Origin of the sequence: Pseudomonas sp. MWU16-30316 (genome assembly GCF_020515645.1) — a bacterium.
GTDB lineage: Bacteria > Pseudomonadota > Gammaproteobacteria > Pseudomonadales > Pseudomonadaceae > Aquipseudomonas > Aquipseudomonas cerasi.
Genome location: NZ_JAIZAZ010000001.1, coordinates 40,590 through 58,222 on the forward strand (window position 1 = coordinate 40,590; position 17,633 = coordinate 58,222).

A 17,633-nucleotide genomic window follows, 5' to 3' on the forward strand; every position below is an offset into this window, starting at 1 on the left:
AACGGTTTTGACAAGAAAAGGAAACGCGCTAAACCGAAATGTAAACATGGGGGGACGGTCATGCGAGTGGAACAGGTAATTTTTCCGTCCGGCGAGCGTTTGCCTATGTTGCTGGATGACGATGAACTTCCCGTTCCGGAAGCATGTGAGTGGTTCCTTCGTCGTCGTCACCTTGCGCTACAAACTCTAATGCGCAATAGCGGCGAAGTGCTGATCATTCACCGGTGGGCGCGCAAGCGTCGTATGAATATTTACGACCGTATTCGCTCTGGAAAACAATTTACTGAGGCTGATTTGACCACTTTGATTGAAGAACTGAGTCGGCCACAGCCCACCAGCAATAAAGTCGCCAAACTTGCCGTTAGTCCTGATACCCGTAATAAACGTCTTAGTACCACATCACAACATCTTCTTTGGTACATCGACGAGCTGATCGCTACTCCTTCTTCAGGTGAAGCGTTGCGGATTGAGTTGACCGCGATGCGGGAGAAGATGGCCAAAGCATTCTTAGATGCCTACCAGTCCCCCGAGGGAGATCGGAAGTTCCATAAGCATTTGACTCTTGCCCAAGCTCGATTAATTCAGGACGCGTTGGATCCTGAAGGCGAGATTTTGCACGGTAGGGACGCTCGTGGACGGGTTCGAAATTTCATCATTGTTTGCCTCTTGTTGTTCTTAGGTTTGCGCATAGGAGAGCTTTTGAGCCTCAGAACGCATGACGTCAAGTTTGGAGCAATTACCTACGTTCTCGTCCGGAAGCGGAACATGAGTCCCTTAGATACGAGGAGAAGGCCGCCCCGTGTAAAGAGACTGGGCCGATTGCTGCCGATTGATAACTCGCGGCTGGCAATTCTGCTGGATGATTACATTACGGAAGACCGGGAGTGGTCTCTTAAGCATGGTGGCGTCAATGACAGTGGTTTTCTCTTCCTTAGTGACGACGGGACGCCGTTGTCCGCTGACCGAGTGCGGCAACTGTTCAAAGAACTTCGTAATCGTTTTCCGAAGGAGCTACCCGAGGATCTTACGCCGCATTCGATGCGTTATACGTTCACTGATTCAGTGACCAAAGAGATGCGTAGCCACGGTGCTGATGAGGATCACATCGTCAAGTGTCTGATGTGGCTACGGGGGGATAGCTCACCAAAGTCCCAAGATGTTTACATCGACTATGCGGCTCTGACGAAAGAGCCCGTAACTCGCTTCCAGGCACAGTTTGCCAGCGGGAGGAATTCTCACGATGTCCCTTTTTAGTGAAAACCTCTCATTAGAGCAGCTGGTTTCGGATAACGGCTGGGCAGAGATTCCCAAAGAGTTTGTCACTAGGGAAGGGAGGTTGGCTGTTCTGAGGGATGGACGGTGGTTCTTACCATGCGAGACAAGGGCGGGCTGGGTGAATATCCAACGCTTTGGATCGCCTATTCTGCAGTGGCTGATGGCCAAATATATGATCCATACCGCACAAGTGACGTCGTCGATTCACGCAGTGGGCTGCGTGGATGCTGTCCACTTGCAACTCAAAGAGCGGGATTTTTTCAACAAGGCGGTCGTCTGTGCCGACCCACTTCTTCTCAAGCCTGCCCTGATTGAGCAGATGGAGCGCATGCTTACCCGACTGAAGCTCAAACGCCAGTTGTGGAATGCCTACCGTCCGATACGGTGGTATCTCTGGTGTGCTGAACACTATCCCGAGCTTGGCTTCTGTGAAATCTACGCTTCCGAACTAGACTCGCTCAGAATTCCAGGCGGGCCAAAAGGGGAGGCAGTGCGTTCGCTCGATCCAGAGCAGGGGCCATTGCATCCGCACCTGGAAGTTTCTTTGATCATTAACGCCCTCCGCACGGATACAGGCACTGAGTACGAGCATTACCAGCAGCGTGCTGCGGTGGCGCTGGCTAACACATATGGGCGGAATGCTGGCAACTTCATTGCGCTAAGGGAAGAGGATGTCTATGACGAGTTGGATAGTCCGGAGGATCCTGTTTGGGTTATCAAACTTCCGCGTATCAAAAAAGGTTTCAGGTCAGCTCGGGCAGACTTCATTGTTGAGGCCTTGGACAGGGAGACTCTCCAGTATGTCCAAGAGCTGATCCAGGCCAACCAAGCATATGAAAGCCTGGTAGAGGTCAATGATGTCGATGTCCCCTGTGCTCGCCCCTTGTTTCGGCTACACACGGCGAACCATATGCGGCTTCAAACGGGTGACTACGAGTCAGCGTTCCATATGTACTCTGCAGGTTTCGGGAAATTACTGCGAGATTTCGTAGAGCGGATGGACTTGATTTCGCCCTTAACAAAACAGCCAATGATCCTCTCAGCCCGGAGATTTCGCTATACGGTAGGAACAACCTACGCAGCAATGGGAGTTTCTCGGCGAGAGCTGGCATACAGGCTCGACCATTCGGATGAGCAGCATGTACAAGTCTATTACGACATCATGGATGTGCTGACCTATGCCTTGGACAAAGCTGCCGTTTTGGAATATTCGCGCTTCGTCCATTTGTACTGTGGCAGCGCAACCATCCCTTCAGATTCGATCATCGCCACTGACGCGCTTATCATTACAGATGAGCACTCGCAGCCTGGGGATGTAGACGCAATAGGTGCATGTGGTCTGAATGATCTTTGCCATAAGTTTCCGCCATTTTCCTGTTATCTCTGTCCCAAATTCCGGCCTTACAAATCGACGATTCATGAGTACCTGCTCGAGTCTTTGGTGCGGATGCACAACGAACGCCCCGAATCTCAAACGCTTGGCGTGCACCGGGTAGATGTCATTCTCGCTATCGGGCAAGTGGTGAAAATGTGCCAGGGAGCTGCAGCATGAGGCGGCGTCAGCGTTATAGGCTCCGTCGCCGTGGCTCCTTGCCGACCGTGGATCGGTCAAATCCTACCGCCAATCTGCGTGGGCTTGTTGCGCGAGCCGCTGAGTGCTTGGTGAGCCTGGGCGTGACCCATGATTGGAGTGAAAGGTGCTGGACTCTATGCCCTGAAATTTTCAGTTTAACGGGCAAACATACCCAATCCGTCTCGCTGAATTTTTCTACCCGCCCTTCGCTGGGTTCGATACCGTTGGCTAACTCATGGGGTGACGCTGCGCGGGCTCTTTTTATCGAACGAGAACGCGAACAGCACAAATCAATCTCCTCGCATCGTACCTTCGTCAAGGTGTTTGGCTACATCATGGCCGCAGCACAAGGGCGCGATTTGGAACAGGTGACCCCGGCGATTTTGGACGAGGCATGCCGCGCTATCGCGCGCGATTGCACTGAAAAAGAAGCTTACAAGCAGCAGAACCTTGCCAGCGAAATCGCTCGACGGTGCAGCCAGCATGGCTTATGCAGGGCCGATCTTTCTGGCTATTTTTTTCATGGGCGGTCTAGGCCAGAGACGTGGGGAGGGCTGTCCGGGCGGATGCTCGATGACCCCAAAATTGTTGAAGAGCGGTCATCTAGACTCTTGGCAGAGTCCACCTTCAAGGTGTTAGGGGAGTTGTTTGCAAATGTTCCTCATAATCATAACTATCGTGTGTATCTCTTAATCATCACAGTTCTAGTCTGCCTGGGGCGCAGGTTGAGCGAAGTCATGCTGCTGCCGAAGCAAAAGCTCATAAAAAAGCCTTCTGGTTATTATTTCAAGTACCTGAAGCTCAAGGGGGCGCTTGGCAGTCAGCAGTATGTCCTTGAAGTGATGCCTGTCATGGCTGAGGTTGTCCCACTTCTAAACGCCGCATTGCTTGAGCTTGAAGAGACGAGTGCGGATCAGTATGCGTGTGCCGAGGAAATGTGCCTGACCAATGGACCTGATCTGAGGTTTCTTTCTGAGATCGAGCAGGATCGTCTTTTGTTTTTTCCTGAGCTGCTCGCGATGGGGATGCCGGAATCTATGTTTGGTACCAGCTGGTTTACTAAGCATAACCGGATCAAACGAGGAAGTGTATTTGGCCCGGACAACAGAATCGCCTACTTGCTTCGAAGTGATGTAGAGGCTTATTGCAGAACTCATTATAAGGCGCGGATGACTCGACCTTTGTACATCGCAGATGGTCGACCTTATTACATCAAAGATATGCTCATCCTCAAATGGCTGGGAACATCCTCGGGGCACTACGTGCGCTGGATTGTTGATACCTGCAGTGCGGCATCGTTTGATAAGTTCTTGCAGCAACTAGAAAGGCTTTGCCTAAAATTTGCGTCTTCGCAGCTCGACCAGTCGTTCACTTCGCATGATTTTCGGCACACCATGAACGATGCTTTGGATCGTGGTGGGCTACCTGAAATCATGCAGAGCGCGTTTTTCGGTCGGAAAAATCCTGTAGATACCAAGGCCTACCAGCACACATCTCCTGAGAAAAGGGCCTTGGAGATCCGTGAACAGATCTTACTCGGCCAGGTAGGGGGTAAGCTGGCGGAACGCACCATGCGTCTCCCGCAAGACCGGCGCGAGAGTTTTGTAGCCTCCCAGGTCAGAGCTGTTCATGATTTGGGCCCAACTGGTATGTGTTTTCACAATTGGGGGGCGGGCCCTTGTGACCGCCATCAAGAGTGTCATGGGGGCGAGGGGTGTGACCAGTTGGGCTGGCTTGTTCAGCCTGCTGAACCGACTGAAATTTTTGAGGAGTTGATTCAGCAAGCTGCTCATAACCTAATTCAACTCGAAGTTGGTTTTAGTATTTATCCTACGCTTGAAACAATCCCTAATTGGGAGAAGCACCTTTGTTTGAAGATATCGAATCTGTTGGATCGAGCTAACAAACTCGTACCCGGCACTGGTCTTACACAGCTTTACGAGTTTGTAAATACTGGTGGGTTTGATGAGCACGTTCTTCCTAGATTGAGGAATGGTATCGGTAAAGGTTATGAGTTATATAAACAGTGTCGCGAAAGATTTTATGAGCAATGTGTGACGGTTGAGCGGGAGCAATGGCAGGATCCCGAGCGGACACCGCTGTATATCCCAGTAGAAAATCTTTGAGCTAGTTGGAGTGCTAATGTGAAATCCTACCGAAGAGTAACAGAGGGTGACATAAAGCGAATTGTTGACTACCTCGCTTCATATAGCTCTCCGGAACAGGTTCTCAGTTGGAAGCATGTTGAGCAATACTCTAAATTTACCCGGCAGGCTCTTCAGGCGCACCCTGTGATCAAGGAGGAGTTTCAATCGGCCAAGTCAAGATTGGCTATTGAGCGGGAATCTAGAAAAAATCCCAAGTCGTCATTAGATACTCAAGCCTCTTCTGATTTGATAGAAAAACTTTATGAAAGAATAACGTTATTGGAGCATCAGCAGGAGTTGTGGAGAAGAAGATGGTTTTGTATAGCCTACAACATCCGCCGTGAAGGGGTTCAGATGTTCGATATTGATAAGCCAGTCCCGATTGGTGCTAAGCAGCTCACGGATAGAGAAATACGCGCTGAATTGGGTCGTTTTGATGGCGATATACCACCTGTTTCGGATCGAGGCGAGTGATACCTAAGGGGCTGTTTTTTTGGATATTTTTGGCGCTTCTCGTTACCGCAAAGCTTCTAGCGGGCGAATCCACAGGTAGCTCATTGATCCTCTGAGGATAGCGTGACCGCTGGCTTAAACGCGCTGGTATTCTGGTATTCGAAAAAGCCTCCCTTCAAGCAAACCAGCGATCTTGAGGTGTAGCGGATTGAGCTTAATGCGCGTTCCTTGCTCTGGAAATGATGAGAGAATAGCCATTAGCCAGCAAGAATAGCTAGCGCCCCCGGCCAAGTTTTCCCTGAAAAAAGGAACAAGATATGAGTCTGCGCACCAACGTGCTGGATGCTGTAATCGACGGTCACCTTGGCAAAGGTCTCATTGTCACGAGGCAAGCTGTTATCCAACTTTTCAACGAGGTTGCTGAAACCTACACGGGCGTCTTCCTATCCAATTCCGAGATGACCACAGGCGTTAGCAGCCCAACCTATGACCACTTCACGCAGCGGGTTGGTGTAGGCACTTACCGCATTCATCCTCAAGCGCTTCTGGATCGTATGGCTGAAAGAGAGTTGGCCTAGAATTCCTTGGCTTTTGGCCGACTCAGCTGCCACCAATCCAATGCCCATAGAGTCGGCACCTCAACAGTATCCAGCTCAAGGAATGCTCATGAGCACCAGTACCCTGACTCAGCAAGTGCGCGAGGCGAAGCATGTTGTTGTCTTCACAGGCGCTGGTGCATCAGCTGAGAGCGGCATCCCTACTTTCAGAGATTCCCTGACGGGACTCTGGAAGCGCTTCGATCCTGCGCAGTTGGCCACAAGCGAAGCATTCAGAGCCGACCCAGCACTTTGCTGGGGATGGTACGAATGGCGTCGTCTGAAGGTTCTACAGGCGCAGCCAAATGCTGCTCATCTCGCTATCGCTGAGCTTGCCAAGCATGTGCCCAGGCTCACCGTAGTGACCCAAAATGTGGATGACCTGCATGAGCGCGCCGGCAGCCGGGACGTGATCCATCTGCATGGCAGCCTGCACTCACCCCGCTGCATTGATTGTGGCCTAGCGTATCCCTTGCCTCTTACGTCTGACGCCCTCCCTGAAGATGGATGTCGGATTGAGCCGCCGCGATGCACCGCATGTAACGGGTATGTTCGGCCTGGTGTGGTCTGGTTCGGGGAAATGCTTCCCGAGGATGCATGGAGCGCTGGTCTCGCAGCGGCTGAAGAGTGCGATGTGTTTCTGTCGATTGGTACGTCAGGGATTGTCTATCCGGCAGCCGAGCTTCCTTTGCGTGCTCTGGGTCAGGGGGCAGTTGTTGTTCACGTCAATCCAGTCCTGTTCGATGTCAGCAACCAGGAGCACTTTCTGCAAGGCTCCGCTTCGGTGATGATGGAAAGTCTGCTCAGGGAGTCCTTCGGCGATCTTCCTGCATCTTAAGACGAGGTCGATTAATCGAGCATTCGGTTTGTGGTTGACCCCTGTCGGGGCACGGCTGTCGTGAACCAAACCCTGGCTGCGCCACGTTTTGGCCCTATGGGCGTCCATCCTCAAACCTCTGGCCCGTCGCGGGCCGACGCGCTCCGCTTGCGCTTTTGACCACAAGTTGCAGGGCGGGGTCGGAAGCAAACTCGCCTACGCCCACTACGCCAGATGACAGCCTTTTATGTCCTTGATGAACGGATATCCCTTCACCTACAGCGCATCGCCATCTATGCGTTTACATTGGGGTGTGCGATAAATATGGTATGGCGCCTTGCCACTGCATCGATATCTACGGCAGCAGCGCATCTTGCCTTCCAATGATAAGCGGCTAGCGAAAACAAGCTTGCCAGTAGGGTAAATGGATGCAGGCATGCACGGTGTTCGCCACAGTAATTGGTGCACCTATGCCTATTTTTTATACCTGAGTAGACCTGTCTCGCATGAAAGCTACGTTGGAATATCAAATCACCCCACCGCAGGAGCTCAGAATCCTCCTCTGCTTGATCCGTTACGCAGACGCCAAAGGCAGCGTCGACTTCGACAATCCCGACGTCACGGCAAACCTTAGTAGCCTAGTATGGAACGAAAACGCACTGGACTACCTGCTTTACAAACTTGATGAGGCCGGGGTAATCGACTACTCCGAGATAGGCGAGGATGGCTTCAAGCCGATTATCCTGTGCATCATCAACGATGATACCCATCGATATGTAGCCGGGTTAGCTGAGAGGCTTGAGGCAGAGTACGTTGCTTTGGACAAGCGCATAACCGAAATCCTGACCTTCAATTCTGGGGCGTTGACCAACCGAATCGCAGACACGAAACGTCAGATTGATGAGGTAAAAAAACACGTCGAATCAAATGACGTGCTCAAGTCTTTGGCAGGCCCTTTACGAGAGATTTAGAGTCACTTCGACAGCATAAGAGTGGTATCGGAGGGATACGAGCATATATACAAAAATATTATTCGACCTGTTCAGGAAGAAGGCAGGTCAGGCGTGAAGGCTACAGTAAGGTGGGCAATTCTCAGTATCGTGATTTCAACTCTAATCTCGCTCGCCATCAGTAACTGGCCCTCCCTGAAAAGCTTGTTCCAAGCTATCGTTGCCAGCTGATGAATCGTCTGCTTTCACAACGCCTAGATTACATACGCGCTCTGGGAGACTCTAAGTTGCTTGGCTTGCTAGTCTTCTCGCATCCGCCCCCAATCTCGCCAGCTCCACACGACTGGATCCTTTGGAGGGCGCTCGTTATAGTATCCGAGCGTTCTAGTAATTTCCGAAGCAGAACCGCCTACCGCGAAGATGTTTTCCCAGAAGTGGTAGCGTCCCTCTCCTTCGAGTTCTAGGGAGATTACGGGGAACACTATTGAGAAACGCTCAATGAAAGTCCTTGTGACACTCGACAGTCCCTTATGGCCAATCACCAAATACATCGCATTTTTTGTCCGACTGGCCACGAGGTGATCTCCGTGTGTGTAATCCTTGATATCTAAGCAGATCGGGTTGGTGATACCGGCTTCACTCAATACCGACTGCCAGGCAACCCCTAGCTCCGGGTAAGCCCCCTCAGTGAGGATGAATAGCTGCTTCTGCTGCCATCCCTCAACAGAGCAGATCTGCTCTGCAATTCTGGCTGAAGCCTGCTCTGCCCTATCCCAAGCACTGCAGAGCTGCCTGAAGTCCACCTTCATCTCTTCGGGGTAATCCAAGGCGTCACACACGAGCCTATTGGAAATCCCTGCAAGGGTGAGAATCGACTTGAAGTTGACGAACCGCTTATCACGATCAGGTAGTTGCGCAGACGCAACACCGGTCATTACATATTTGCTTGTTTGTGGCCTGTTGAGCATGACATTCCCGGCAGGCCCAAAAGGTGTGCAGCTCATGATAATCGACCTTTCGACCTCACGGTCGACTATGGATTGCGCCACCTCAATCGCATCCGAATGCTCTCCACGAAGCGTGGTCAAGACCGGCAAGCATTTGATTCTCTGGTTCTGCACGTACTCAAGAGGCGAGATGAAACGACTGGGTGCCCCCGCGATCTTTTGCATCAAGGATGCGCCGTACACGGAAGATATTTTCGCCAACCCCGAAGCAACCCATACTGACGAAGAAGACTTTCGAAGGTACATACTGGCGCTGCCTGGCTGCTTTTCCAGCAATCGATTAACCACAAGCTCTAGATCTGACTCTTCCAGCATTTTCAATCCTTAACGAACTTCATGAGTTCTTTCCAGTTTGCCACCGCAAGGCCGAAATTCCGGTCTTGTGGCTCGCCCTTGTGTTCCCGCACAGCGTCCACCAGGTACATTGAGGAAAGCTGGTAATAAACAAGGCACTCTCTGGTGCGAATGACGTACTGGCCACCCTCCATCCGGTAGTCACGCTCAACCACCTGACGCTGCTCTTGGCTCAGGCTTTGGGAAGGAACGAGAACGATGTCGGCCATTGTATTCCAGGCGGTGTCAGTTTCTGCTCCAACCCATGGCGCATTGCTCGCATCGCTCACATCGAGAATCCGACCAGGAAGGAGGTCAGCAAACACACCCTTCTCAACCATGAAGGCCCGGATGTGCCAGCGAATTTCGGTCTCAACAATGGTGTGAGGGCAAATCACCCTCCACTCAGGCTTGTCCGACTTCATTGACTGATAGAGGACAGAGATTGGTAGCCGCAAGCGGAATGAGCGAGCTATTGCCTTCAGTGCTTGATCGGCCATCCCTCGCTTTACCGGCTTCACAGCCTCAAGCTGGATAGAGCGAAGGTCGGCATCCTCTTGCTGGTTTTCTGCAAGCCACTGCTCTAGGCTCTTTTGAAACCGCGCCTCAAAGCCCTCGCCCTCCACGTAAAGCTTACGCTTCGTGTCATACCGCAAATTCTTGGGTGCCAGTTCTTGGTAGAGCTTGATATCAGCAGATGCCTGCTGCGGGGAAATCTCGAACCGGGCTACTAGGTCTGAACGATTCAGCTCGCCCACCCAAAAGATGCGGTTTTCAAGCCATTCCAAGCGAGCTTGGATGGCCTGACCGTTGCGCAGGCTTTTGAAAAAATCGGGTGGACAGTTTGACATCATTCTAGTCACGCTTATAACATCCTCCTAGTGAGTAGATGGATCATACAGGATGGCTAGCACCATGGTCGATATCGCTGTTGTAGATTTTTGTGCCCAAACGCACACAAACCGTGGTCTTCAGGAAGATACTCCGCTGCAGGTTCTGCTGCCTATTGCGGCACTCGAAACCGAGGGTTCCATCGCAGATATTTCTGTTGAAGACCTGGGTATCCGGGTTGATCTTGCCAGGGAGCTTCGTAAGCTACCCGCAGATGCGCTGTCCAACATCCGTCACTTTCAGACTCAGGTTGGCTGCCTGAACCGTTGTGGTTTCTGCAGCCAGGGCGCCGGCAAAACGCTCTGGAACATGCCGCGCCAGGCGCTGGCCAACCTCATATCGGCTTTGAAAACCGTATGCCTGGAGCATGCCATTAACAGAGGTCTGGTCGCGGGAAACCCGCTTGACGGCAACCACGTTTTCTCCGCCGACTTCGTTATGCCGGCGCTCGGCCTACTGGGTGATCAACGCAAAGATCGACCTGGTGTGATCTATTGCTATCTAGACAATGACCCGGCTGCCTACCCACACCTGGACGACATGATCCAATGGCTGCACGAGGATCTAGGGGTCAAGGTTCGCATCGCGACGGTTGGTTACAGTCGCCGTAACGTCATGATCCAGCAGATGCACGAGCGCATCAGTGAGAGCCTGCTAGATGGGATCGCCGGCCTGCGCCTGTCGTTCTCTCCATACACCTATGGCTGGACTTTAACGGCTGAGGGTCGCGGTGAAGCCAGTCGAGATGAATTCGAACAGGACACTGCTGCACTTCTCACTACCTACAGAAGCCTGTTCATCAATCGAAAAGGCCGAAAGGGAGCATGTACAGAGCTCCGCTTCAGGCCTCTGATCGATACGACACCTGTACATGTTTACGAGGTTGATGGACGCCTGACTATCCACTGCAAGTCCTACCTCATCATCCAGGCTGAGCCAGGAGCATTGTCGGTGGCCAACATCACTGATGCCAAAAGCCATAGCAACGATCTGGATGTCATTGGCAGCCGGTGCTTCGTCATTCGGGCCGAGCCTGAATATCTCGAACGTCATGTTCGCGACCTGGCTAAGGCGGTCTCCAGTGGTTTGCCCTTGCCGATTCAGGTTCAGGATTTCTACCAAGGCCTTTTGCATCGCCTGCGCAATGATGACGGCGAATATTTCGCAGTTGATGCCGAGCGTACGCTGAAAGGAGTTTTCTCCAAGTTTTTCTACCCTCATGTCGGTACTCGTCCGAATGCAGGGATGATCGATGGCGAGCGCTATCATCTGAATGCCATGATGGAAGCCAAGCTAAATGGCAAATGCTCCTCTTGGGATGACGTTGAAGTTTTGCTCAATGGTTTGCTTGCAAAAGCCACAAACCTTGAGGGAATCGATGCCGGCGCAGCCAAGTACATCCGCACCGAAGTTGTCGATCTACTGAAGAGCTACGTCCGCGTCCTCATGATTGCCGACTATCCAAGCACGGCATATTTCGATAAAGAGCAGTCCGTCGACACAGGACATATCTGCAACCTTGGGCGCGCATACAGCGAATACAAGACGATTGCCTCTCGGCCTGACTTGCCCCTCACCCCGAAGCACGAACGCGCCTTTGGGCCCACAGGTGAGCTTGCAGAGGAAGGCATCGCATGGCGCCTGGCGGTCACGCCCCAAGAAATCGCCAAAAATGCTCGTGGCGAACGCAATGCCTACCAGGAACACCCTTCCATCTTGATTGAAAAGCTCGACTTGGCCATGACAGCTACCAGCTCTGGACAATCCCAAGCGCGCTATTTCATCCGGACTCAACCTTCTCAGAGGATCACCCTCAAGGACTCGATGCAGTTCCCGGTGATCCCTGGTCACCTACCAAGGAAGCAAGCATGACCGGCAAACTGATTGTTATCACAGGTCTCGACGGATCCGGCACCACTTCGCTGGCAGAAGCCCTGTCTGCTCGAGACCCAGGTTCATCAGTGTTCAAGACACCGAATTCGCCCTATGACGCGATGCGAAAGGTGATTGATGCGGAGGTTCGCGAGGTGTCTCAGGCAGCGCATTACCTCTTCTATCTAAGCAGCGTGGTGTTCGCCTCAACCCAAATCGAGAAGCTTCTCGAAAAGGGTAACGTCTACTGCGTGCGTTACCTCATCGACACGGTTGTCTCCCATCGCGCTGCTGGGCTGGATGTTGAACTGGAGTATTCGAACAAGCTGTATTCGATAAGGAAGCCAGACCTGACACTCATGCTCAAGGTTGATGAAAGCTTGCGCCAAGACCGTATCACCGAGCGTGGTAAAGGTCTCCTCGATAAGCTTCTGGATGACGATACACTGCGCGGCAAATTCAACGCAGAGTTTAGGCGCTTTGGTGACGATCTTCGGGTAGTCATGAATGAAGGCAATAACATCGACATGGCGGTTGAGGCCGCCATCCAGCACATGAACTGGGATCAGTGAGCCATGTCCACCCGTTTTTACCTTTCCCGTAAGGGGCTTGAGCGTCTGTCCGCCCAGCGTGATCAGTTGCGTGAAGATCTGCAACGGTCGACCAAAGAGATGGGCGAATCGGTCAAGCGCGACAACGACCTACGTGAAAACCCAGAGTACATGCAGCTCCAGACCAAGGTCAGCTACGAGCTGCCGAACAAGATCGCTGAGATCACCAAGATTCTGGATACACACCTTCTGATCGAGGATACCGAGGCAATCAAAAACGGTCTCCTCGATGAAGTCCAGGTCGGCATGCAGGTAACCCTGGTTGATGAGGAGGGTGCTGAGCGCCTTATCTCCATCCTTGGATACGAGGAAAGCAACCCAGAAGAGGGAGTTGTCTCCTACCTCACCCCGGTAGCAAAAATCCTGATCCACAAAGGAGTCGGCGACGAAGTTGAGCTTCCGGTAGCCGGCAAACCGGTGTCTTACGAGATCACAGCGATCAGCAGAAGCCCAAGTCTCATCTGAGGCTGATGGCTGGCCTAGGAGGCATAATGGAACTACCACCGCTACCGACGCTGACCAATGAGCAGCAGGAAGATCGCGTAATTGTGCATGACCTTGCTCAGCGCCTCATGGCAATGGAGCTGGGGTTTGGAACTGGGCAGATATCTGTGGGCATGAGCTTCGGGCTACCCTCAAGCCTTTCAAAAAACCGCTCAAAAGCTTCAGGAAAGCTCAATTCCGCTACCGACGTCGCTGCTCACCTTAGGAAACGGATCATGGTGCTAAGCGCGGGCGTAATCGGTGAAGTTCACTGGTTCCATAAATTACTTGGATTCGATATGGAGAATGGTCATGTCGAATCAATTTACCAGAATGGAGTCATTGATGGTGCCACGCTTACAGACAAGGACAAGATCCAAGAACTCCTGATCATTCTCTGCGGGATAGAACGAGAACCTAGCGGGAATTACCAGCTCCTTGAAGAGCAAAAACTAGAAATCTTTGGCGAGATCTATCAGCAGTCGACACGCATTTTCGACTCATTCTCGGAAAAGCTCTTCATCCTGGCTAATTTGACCATTAGTGAGCGCTGGAGCAATAGGGGGCTCTCCGTAAGCGGCGAGCGCCTCGCAGAGCTTGAGACTAAAGCAGAAACTTTGTTGATAAAAAGCCTATCTACTTGTGAATAGTTGGCGACCAAGTCATCAATCTGAGAAGAAATATCAGCCACCATCGTAGATGTAGCTGGAGATAGTTATGGCGTTGCCAGTGACAAAACACGCAGTAGACGATAGCCGGGTGATCCATCATGAACTTGGTCACTGGCTGATGGCCAGGGAAATGGGATTCAGCGTCGGACAGATCTTCATCCAGCGTATGAACGGCCAAGCGTCGGGGCATGCAACCGTCTACCCGAGAGCGTCGAGCCGGCTGTGCAAAGCTGAAGCGGTTGATGATTACATTTCAAGAAGGATCAGGGTGTTGCTCGCTGGGTCGATTGTGGAGATAGAGTGGTATAAAAAGACGTTTGGGGCGGCCCTTGGCAAACAACTCGACCGCTTCTACGAAAACCCTGTCATTGATCATTCGGGTATCGGCGATAAAGCTAAGGCAGAAGAACTGCTCGTTATCCTGGCAGGAATAAGGAAAGAGCTAAAAGCCAAACACAACTTTCTTCCTGATCAAATAAGGATACTTTTCGTAGAAATATACAGGGACACGAAGTTGATTGTCGAAACTTTTCTTGAAAAACTCTTTATCCTGGCTGATTTGGTTGAGAGCGAGCCATGGCAAAACTACAAGACGCTGACTGTTGAAAATGAACGCTTAACCGAGCTTTCTGACATTGCGGCGGGAATTGTCGCATCGACATCATAATCCGAAAGATTATCCTGCGCCGCGTATAGCTAGAGGTTTAGAAGGGGGAGTACAAGCAGGCTGACGATATTAAAAAAACAGCCAGCCCACTACACTTTTCCGCACGCAACGGATAGTGATTAGGCAAAACTATACCTCTTCCCAATCAAATTGGTGCGACATCTACATCGACTTGACCGAGACTACCTCCACATACCTGTACTTCTTCCGAGCAGACTTCACAGCTTCTTGCTCAGCAAGTAGTGAGCTCAGCGTGTCGGCCTCATGAATCAGCTCGTACATTTTTCCTCCAAACTCGTTTCCGACCCGAAGAGTGACCTTGAGCCTAGGCGTGAATGCTTTGGCCATTTTTTTCTTGGCTGCGGGAGCTGCTACCGGCTTCGTAAACACAACATCTGGCACCGGCTCCTGCACCGGAGCGGCGGACAACAGCTGTTCGGGCTGAGCCGTACCGAAAAGGGCACGACGCATTTCTTCTTCAGTCAAATCAGCACTCACAAATATCTCAATGGGGCAGTAAGCTAAATGGTTTGCCGGGACGGCTACCGCAAGTGGCCGCCTGGAGCGTAGGTGAAGTCAAATGCCCAAGTCGATCTCGAGACAGGAGCCTCTTCATTCTCGCGAAAGCAGCTTCTTCGGCAGCCGCGTAATGAGCCCGTCCGCGAAGTCACTGGCGTGACGAGCGTACAACGTCACGATGCCTGAAACAGGGGGGCGGCCTGGCACAAAAGCTCCGACTCGCTCTTGGGCAATTTTCAGTATATTCAGGACTTCTAGGCTTACCTTGTCGCCTGTCAGGTGCTCAATGACAGGCCTCGGCGGTGGCGCGGCATGGCTCCATATATCTACAACAACCCGGAGCAGTCCGTCTGAGCCGAAATGCTCAAGGGCCATCTCCCATAGTTGCCCCTCATGCGCCATAGTCAGGCGGGCCCTAGTCATCACGGAGTTTTCGTAACATGAGGCTCTATCTTGATTGCGAATTTACACGGCTTTCGGCGGCAGCGAAGCTGATATCGCTCGCATTGGTAGCCGAGGACGGGCGCGAATTCTACGTGGAATTGCAGGATACGTGGCAGGCCGAGGATTGCAGTGATTTCGTAAAGGAAATCGTGCTTCCGCAGCTGTGGGGTGGGAGTTACTCGCTACCCACCGTTGAAGCCAGGTTGTCACTCCTCAGGTTTCTGTCGTCGTTCAAAAATGAGGTCGAGATCGTCACTGATGCTCCTCAGTACGATTGGGAGCTTTTTTGCGATCTGGCCTATGAGGACGGACGATGGCCCAGAATCGTTCGTAATTTCCCTACCGACGCAAATACATTAGAAGCCATCCGGCTTGGGGCTCCACTTCCGCATCATGCGCTTATGGATGCACGAATCATCGCAAAGATGTTCACGTCGTTGCCATGAGATTTCATCAGTGCTAAGGCTTCAGCATGTCATTGCGCGCTACTCGGCCCTTTGATATCAATATCCCCCGTCCCTAGGATCCATCTTGCGTCGTGGGATTTCGATTTATCGTTGCGTGGAGAATCATATGGCATGCCCTCGCGGTGCAGCTGCCCCGAACGCTCATACCCAAAAGCGACTGTTCGCGGCGTCAGCGGGCTTCTGCCAAAATCCCGCTTGTCCAAACCTGTTGTTTTCAGATGAGGCCGGCAAATCCATACACATAGCAGAAATGGCCCATGTCTATGCCGCTAATGATGACGGCCCACGGGCTAATCCTGCTTTAACCAAGCATGCTAGGGGGCTTTTCGACAACCTGATTGTGCTCTGCTCAAATTGTCACACCAAGGTTGATAAAGCTCCGGACGCTTATCCTGATTCGATGATCTTGGGTTGGAAAAGGGAACATGCGCGCAAATTGGCCGCTCTTTTTGGGGCTGTTAAGCTTGATAGCCGCAGGGACGTTCATGACCTGATTGAGCCATTGTTGACTGAAAATCACGCGATATTTCGACACTACGGCCCTCACATTGAGGCGGCGCTGAACCCAGAAAGTGGCGCAGCGGAGCAATGGAAAAGGAAGATGCTTACTCGGATCATCCCGAACAGCTACCGAGTGCTTGCGATCCTGGATGCCAACCGACATTTAGCTACCGCGTCTGAGAGGGACGATCTCGAGCTTTTCCGGCAACACGTGGATGATCTACAGGCATTCCACATCGAAGGAGTTCTGGAAGATGGAGCCCGCTTTCCGGAAGGCTTTGCCAAAATAATGGAGGATTAACTTTTGGGAAATGCAGCAGATTGGGTAGCGAATAAAATTGTGGAAGGGGACGATCTGGAGCTCATCGGTCGACCTGCCGCTGATCGACTGTTAGTCCGAGCACCAGGCAAGGATGCGCTTCAGGTTGCAGTGATAGGCGTAAAAGATGTCATCACTTTTGATCATCTGGCGCCAATCCTTCAAGGTGCTGACCTTCCAGGTTTCGTTTTGAACATACCATCCAGCGCACTTTGGCGGGGGGATGCCATGACAGCAATCCACGACGCCCCAGCTGCTTTCGGCTCGCTAGGTGACCTAGGAAAAGCAGCACGACTAGAGTATCCCTACTTATACCGCGAAAAACAGTGGGTTTTTTTCCACGATGGAATAAGTCAGCACTCCAACGTCAAGGATGTGAAGTATCTGTACGATAGGGTGTTCGAAGCTCACAGGTATAACGGAGATCCACTGATTATCGCTATGGTAGATGCCTACAATATGAGCGCTGAAGATGTTCGCGGAGCGCTCACGCGCTATAAAAAATTTGACGTAGCGGTCAAGACGACAAGCTATGGCTCCATCACAAGTGCTGCATCTCAGGCAGCGGCGTCCTTCGGCGCCCAAGCACTTATGTACGGAGACCTTTTGCGTCGGCTCGGCAAATGAAGCCGGAGGCGGTCGTCACTGCTGTGTGTGAAATCGCTGAAACACTTGGCTCCATTTGCAACGGGAGTGAGTGGTATTTGTTCGGGTCTGTTGCTAGATGCTCCCCATCCCCCTCCGACATCGACCTCATGATCTTGTGCATCAGCGACCAACAGGCTGACACCCTTCGGAGGGCCATCGATCCAGATGTTCTAGCAGTCCCGATTCACCTTTGCCTTTTTACGTTTGACGAAGCCCAGGAGATCGATGCGGTTCAGGTACAGGGTGCTGAAAAGATCTTCCCACGATCTCGGTAGGCGAGTAGCAGGTAGAAACTCAGCGTGCTGACTCACAGTGTCAAGGTTCAGCCGGGTTTAAAGCCACTACCCAAGCTGAGCGGCTAAGATGGCAGGCGTAGCGCACAGCCGAAG

18 protein-coding genes are annotated in these 17,633 nt (G+C 52.0%); 15 read left to right on the plus strand and 3 right to left on the minus strand.

The features are described from left to right. Positions 1 to 60 precede the first annotated feature (60 nt). The 7 genes from LCH65_RS00265 (at position 61) to LCH65_RS00295 (ending at position 7,832) form a co-directional block, all read left to right on the plus strand. Positions 61 to 1,254 (plus strand): site-specific integrase, encoded by a 1,194-nt coding sequence (locus tag LCH65_RS00265; protein WP_226439019.1) that lies wholly within the window; start codon positions 61 to 63, stop codon positions 1,252 to 1,254. After that, positions 1,241 to 2,827, plus strand: a complete 1,587-nt coding sequence (locus LCH65_RS00270) for a hypothetical protein (protein WP_128775123.1) — start codon at positions 1,241 to 1,243, stop codon at positions 2,825 to 2,827. The genes LCH65_RS00265 and LCH65_RS00270 overlap by 14 nt, the downstream gene beginning before the upstream one ends. A gap of 110 nt (positions 2,828 to 2,937) precedes the next feature. Beyond that, positions 2,938 to 4,974 (plus strand): hypothetical protein, encoded by a 2,037-nt coding sequence (locus LCH65_RS00275; RefSeq protein WP_226439020.1) that lies wholly within the window; start codon positions 2,938 to 2,940, stop codon positions 4,972 to 4,974. A gap of 18 nt (positions 4,975 to 4,992) precedes the next feature. Beyond that, positions 4,993 to 5,469 carry a hypothetical protein gene (locus LCH65_RS00280; protein ID WP_226439021.1) on the plus strand — a complete coding sequence of 159 codons (477 nt, stop codon included), beginning with the start codon at positions 4,993 to 4,995 and terminating at the stop codon, positions 5,467 to 5,469. 296 nt (positions 5,470 to 5,765) lie between these two features. Next, positions 5,766 to 6,026 carry a hypothetical protein gene (locus LCH65_RS00285; protein ID WP_226439022.1) on the plus strand — a complete coding sequence of 87 codons (261 nt, stop codon included), beginning with the start codon at positions 5,766 to 5,768 and terminating at the stop codon, positions 6,024 to 6,026. Positions 6,027 to 6,114: 88 nt separating this feature from the next. Next, complete coding sequence (locus LCH65_RS00290) at positions 6,115 to 6,882, plus strand: NAD-dependent deacylase (RefSeq protein ID WP_226439023.1); 768 nt, start codon at positions 6,115 to 6,117, stop codon at positions 6,880 to 6,882. A gap of 485 nt (positions 6,883 to 7,367) precedes the next feature. Continuing rightward, entirely contained in the window at positions 7,368 to 7,832 is a 465-nt protein-coding gene (locus LCH65_RS00295; RefSeq protein ID WP_226439024.1) for a hypothetical protein, read from the plus strand. Positions 7,833 to 8,110: 278 nt separating this feature from the next. Here LCH65_RS00295 and LCH65_RS00300 read toward each other — a convergent pair whose 3' ends face one another. Both LCH65_RS00300 and LCH65_RS00305 read right to left on the minus strand, forming a co-directional pair. Continuing rightward, entirely contained in the window at positions 8,111 to 9,133 is a 1,023-nt protein-coding gene (locus LCH65_RS00300) for a hypothetical protein (protein ID WP_226439025.1), read from the minus strand. A 2-nt stretch (positions 9,134 to 9,135) separates the two neighbouring features. Then, positions 9,136 to 10,014, minus strand: coding sequence for a hypothetical protein (locus LCH65_RS00305; RefSeq protein WP_226439026.1), 879 nt, complete (start codon positions 10,012 to 10,014; stop codon positions 9,136 to 9,138). A gap of 52 nt (positions 10,015 to 10,066) precedes the next feature. On the opposite strand from LCH65_RS00305, the gene LCH65_RS00310 reads away from it, so the two are divergent. From LCH65_RS00310 to LCH65_RS00330, 5 genes are all read left to right on the plus strand, one after another. Further along, on the plus strand, positions 10,067 to 11,914 hold the full coding sequence (locus LCH65_RS00310; RefSeq protein WP_226439027.1) for a hypothetical protein: 1,848 nt from the start codon (positions 10,067 to 10,069) through the stop codon (positions 11,912 to 11,914). Beyond that, complete coding sequence (locus LCH65_RS00315; RefSeq protein WP_226439028.1) at positions 11,911 to 12,486, plus strand: hypothetical protein; 576 nt, start codon at positions 11,911 to 11,913, stop codon at positions 12,484 to 12,486. The genes LCH65_RS00310 and LCH65_RS00315 overlap by 4 nt, the downstream gene beginning before the upstream one ends. Positions 12,487 to 12,489: 3 nt before the next feature. Beyond that, complete coding sequence (locus LCH65_RS00320; RefSeq protein WP_226439029.1) at positions 12,490 to 12,990, plus strand: GreA/GreB family elongation factor; 501 nt, start codon at positions 12,490 to 12,492, stop codon at positions 12,988 to 12,990. 26 nt (positions 12,991 to 13,016) lie between these two features. Continuing rightward, positions 13,017 to 13,658, plus strand: coding sequence for a hypothetical protein (locus LCH65_RS00325; protein ID WP_226439030.1), 642 nt, complete (start codon positions 13,017 to 13,019; stop codon positions 13,656 to 13,658). 67 nt (positions 13,659 to 13,725) lie between these two features. Next, a complete protein-coding gene (locus LCH65_RS00330) occupies positions 13,726 to 14,346 on the plus strand; it encodes a hypothetical protein (RefSeq protein WP_226439031.1) in 621 nt (206 codons plus the stop codon). A gap of 162 nt (positions 14,347 to 14,508) precedes the next feature. Here LCH65_RS00330 and LCH65_RS00335 read toward each other — a convergent pair whose 3' ends face one another. Further along, positions 14,509 to 14,844, minus strand: a complete 336-nt coding sequence (locus tag LCH65_RS00335; protein WP_226439032.1) for a hypothetical protein — start codon at positions 14,842 to 14,844, stop codon at positions 14,509 to 14,511. 461 nt (positions 14,845 to 15,305) lie between these two features. Between LCH65_RS00335 and LCH65_RS00340 the strand changes: the two genes are divergently transcribed. The 3 genes from LCH65_RS00340 to LCH65_RS00350 all read left to right on the plus strand — a co-directional run bounded on the left by LCH65_RS00340 (position 15,306) and on the right by LCH65_RS00350 (position 17,223). After that, positions 15,306 to 15,755, plus strand: a complete 450-nt coding sequence (locus LCH65_RS00340; RefSeq protein ID WP_226439033.1) for a 3'-5' exoribonuclease — start codon at positions 15,306 to 15,308, stop codon at positions 15,753 to 15,755. Positions 15,756 to 15,882: 127 nt separating this feature from the next. Further along, complete coding sequence (locus LCH65_RS00345) at positions 15,883 to 16,578, plus strand: hypothetical protein (RefSeq protein ID WP_226439034.1); 696 nt, start codon at positions 15,883 to 15,885, stop codon at positions 16,576 to 16,578. Positions 16,579 to 16,581: 3 nt separating this feature from the next. Next, on the plus strand, positions 16,582 to 17,223 hold the full coding sequence (locus LCH65_RS00350; protein WP_226439035.1) for a hypothetical protein: 642 nt from the start codon (positions 16,582 to 16,584) through the stop codon (positions 17,221 to 17,223). Positions 17,224 to 17,633: the final 410 nt, after the last annotated feature.

Excerpts from the sequence above, each read along its gene's own strand:
- LCH65_RS00300 (WP_226439025.1), bottom strand. The coding sequence starts at position 9,133 with ATGCTGGAAGAGTCAGATCTAGAGCTTGTGGTTAATCGATTGCTGGAA.
- LCH65_RS00320 (WP_226439029.1), top strand. The coding sequence starts at position 12,490 with ATGTCCACCCGTTTTTACCTTTCCCGTAAGGGGCTTGAGCGTCTGTCC.
- LCH65_RS00345 (WP_226439034.1), top strand. The coding sequence starts at position 15,883 with ATGGCATGCCCTCGCGGTGCAGCTGCCCCGAACGCTCATACCCAAAAG.
- LCH65_RS00295 (WP_226439024.1), top strand. The coding sequence starts at position 7,368 with ATGAAAGCTACGTTGGAATATCAAATCACCCCACCGCAGGAGCTCAGA.
- LCH65_RS00285 (WP_226439022.1), top strand. The coding sequence starts at position 5,766 with ATGAGTCTGCGCACCAACGTGCTGGATGCTGTAATCGACGGTCACCTT.
- LCH65_RS00325 (WP_226439030.1), top strand. The coding sequence starts at position 13,017 with ATGGAACTACCACCGCTACCGACGCTGACCAATGAGCAGCAGGAAGAT.
- LCH65_RS00315 (WP_226439028.1), top strand. The coding sequence starts at position 11,911 with ATGACCGGCAAACTGATTGTTATCACAGGTCTCGACGGATCCGGCACC.
- LCH65_RS00270 (WP_128775123.1), top strand. The coding sequence starts at position 1,241 with ATGTCCCTTTTTAGTGAAAACCTCTCATTAGAGCAGCTGGTTTCGGAT.
- LCH65_RS00340 (WP_226439033.1), top strand. The coding sequence starts at position 15,306 with ATGAGGCTCTATCTTGATTGCGAATTTACACGGCTTTCGGCGGCAGCG.
- LCH65_RS00265 (WP_226439019.1), top strand. The coding sequence starts at position 61 with ATGCGAGTGGAACAGGTAATTTTTCCGTCCGGCGAGCGTTTGCCTATG.
- LCH65_RS00310 (WP_226439027.1), top strand. The coding sequence starts at position 10,067 with ATGGTCGATATCGCTGTTGTAGATTTTTGTGCCCAAACGCACACAAAC.
- LCH65_RS00330 (WP_226439031.1), top strand. The coding sequence starts at position 13,726 with ATGGCGTTGCCAGTGACAAAACACGCAGTAGACGATAGCCGGGTGATC.
- LCH65_RS00290 (WP_226439023.1), top strand. The coding sequence starts at position 6,115 with ATGAGCACCAGTACCCTGACTCAGCAAGTGCGCGAGGCGAAGCATGTT.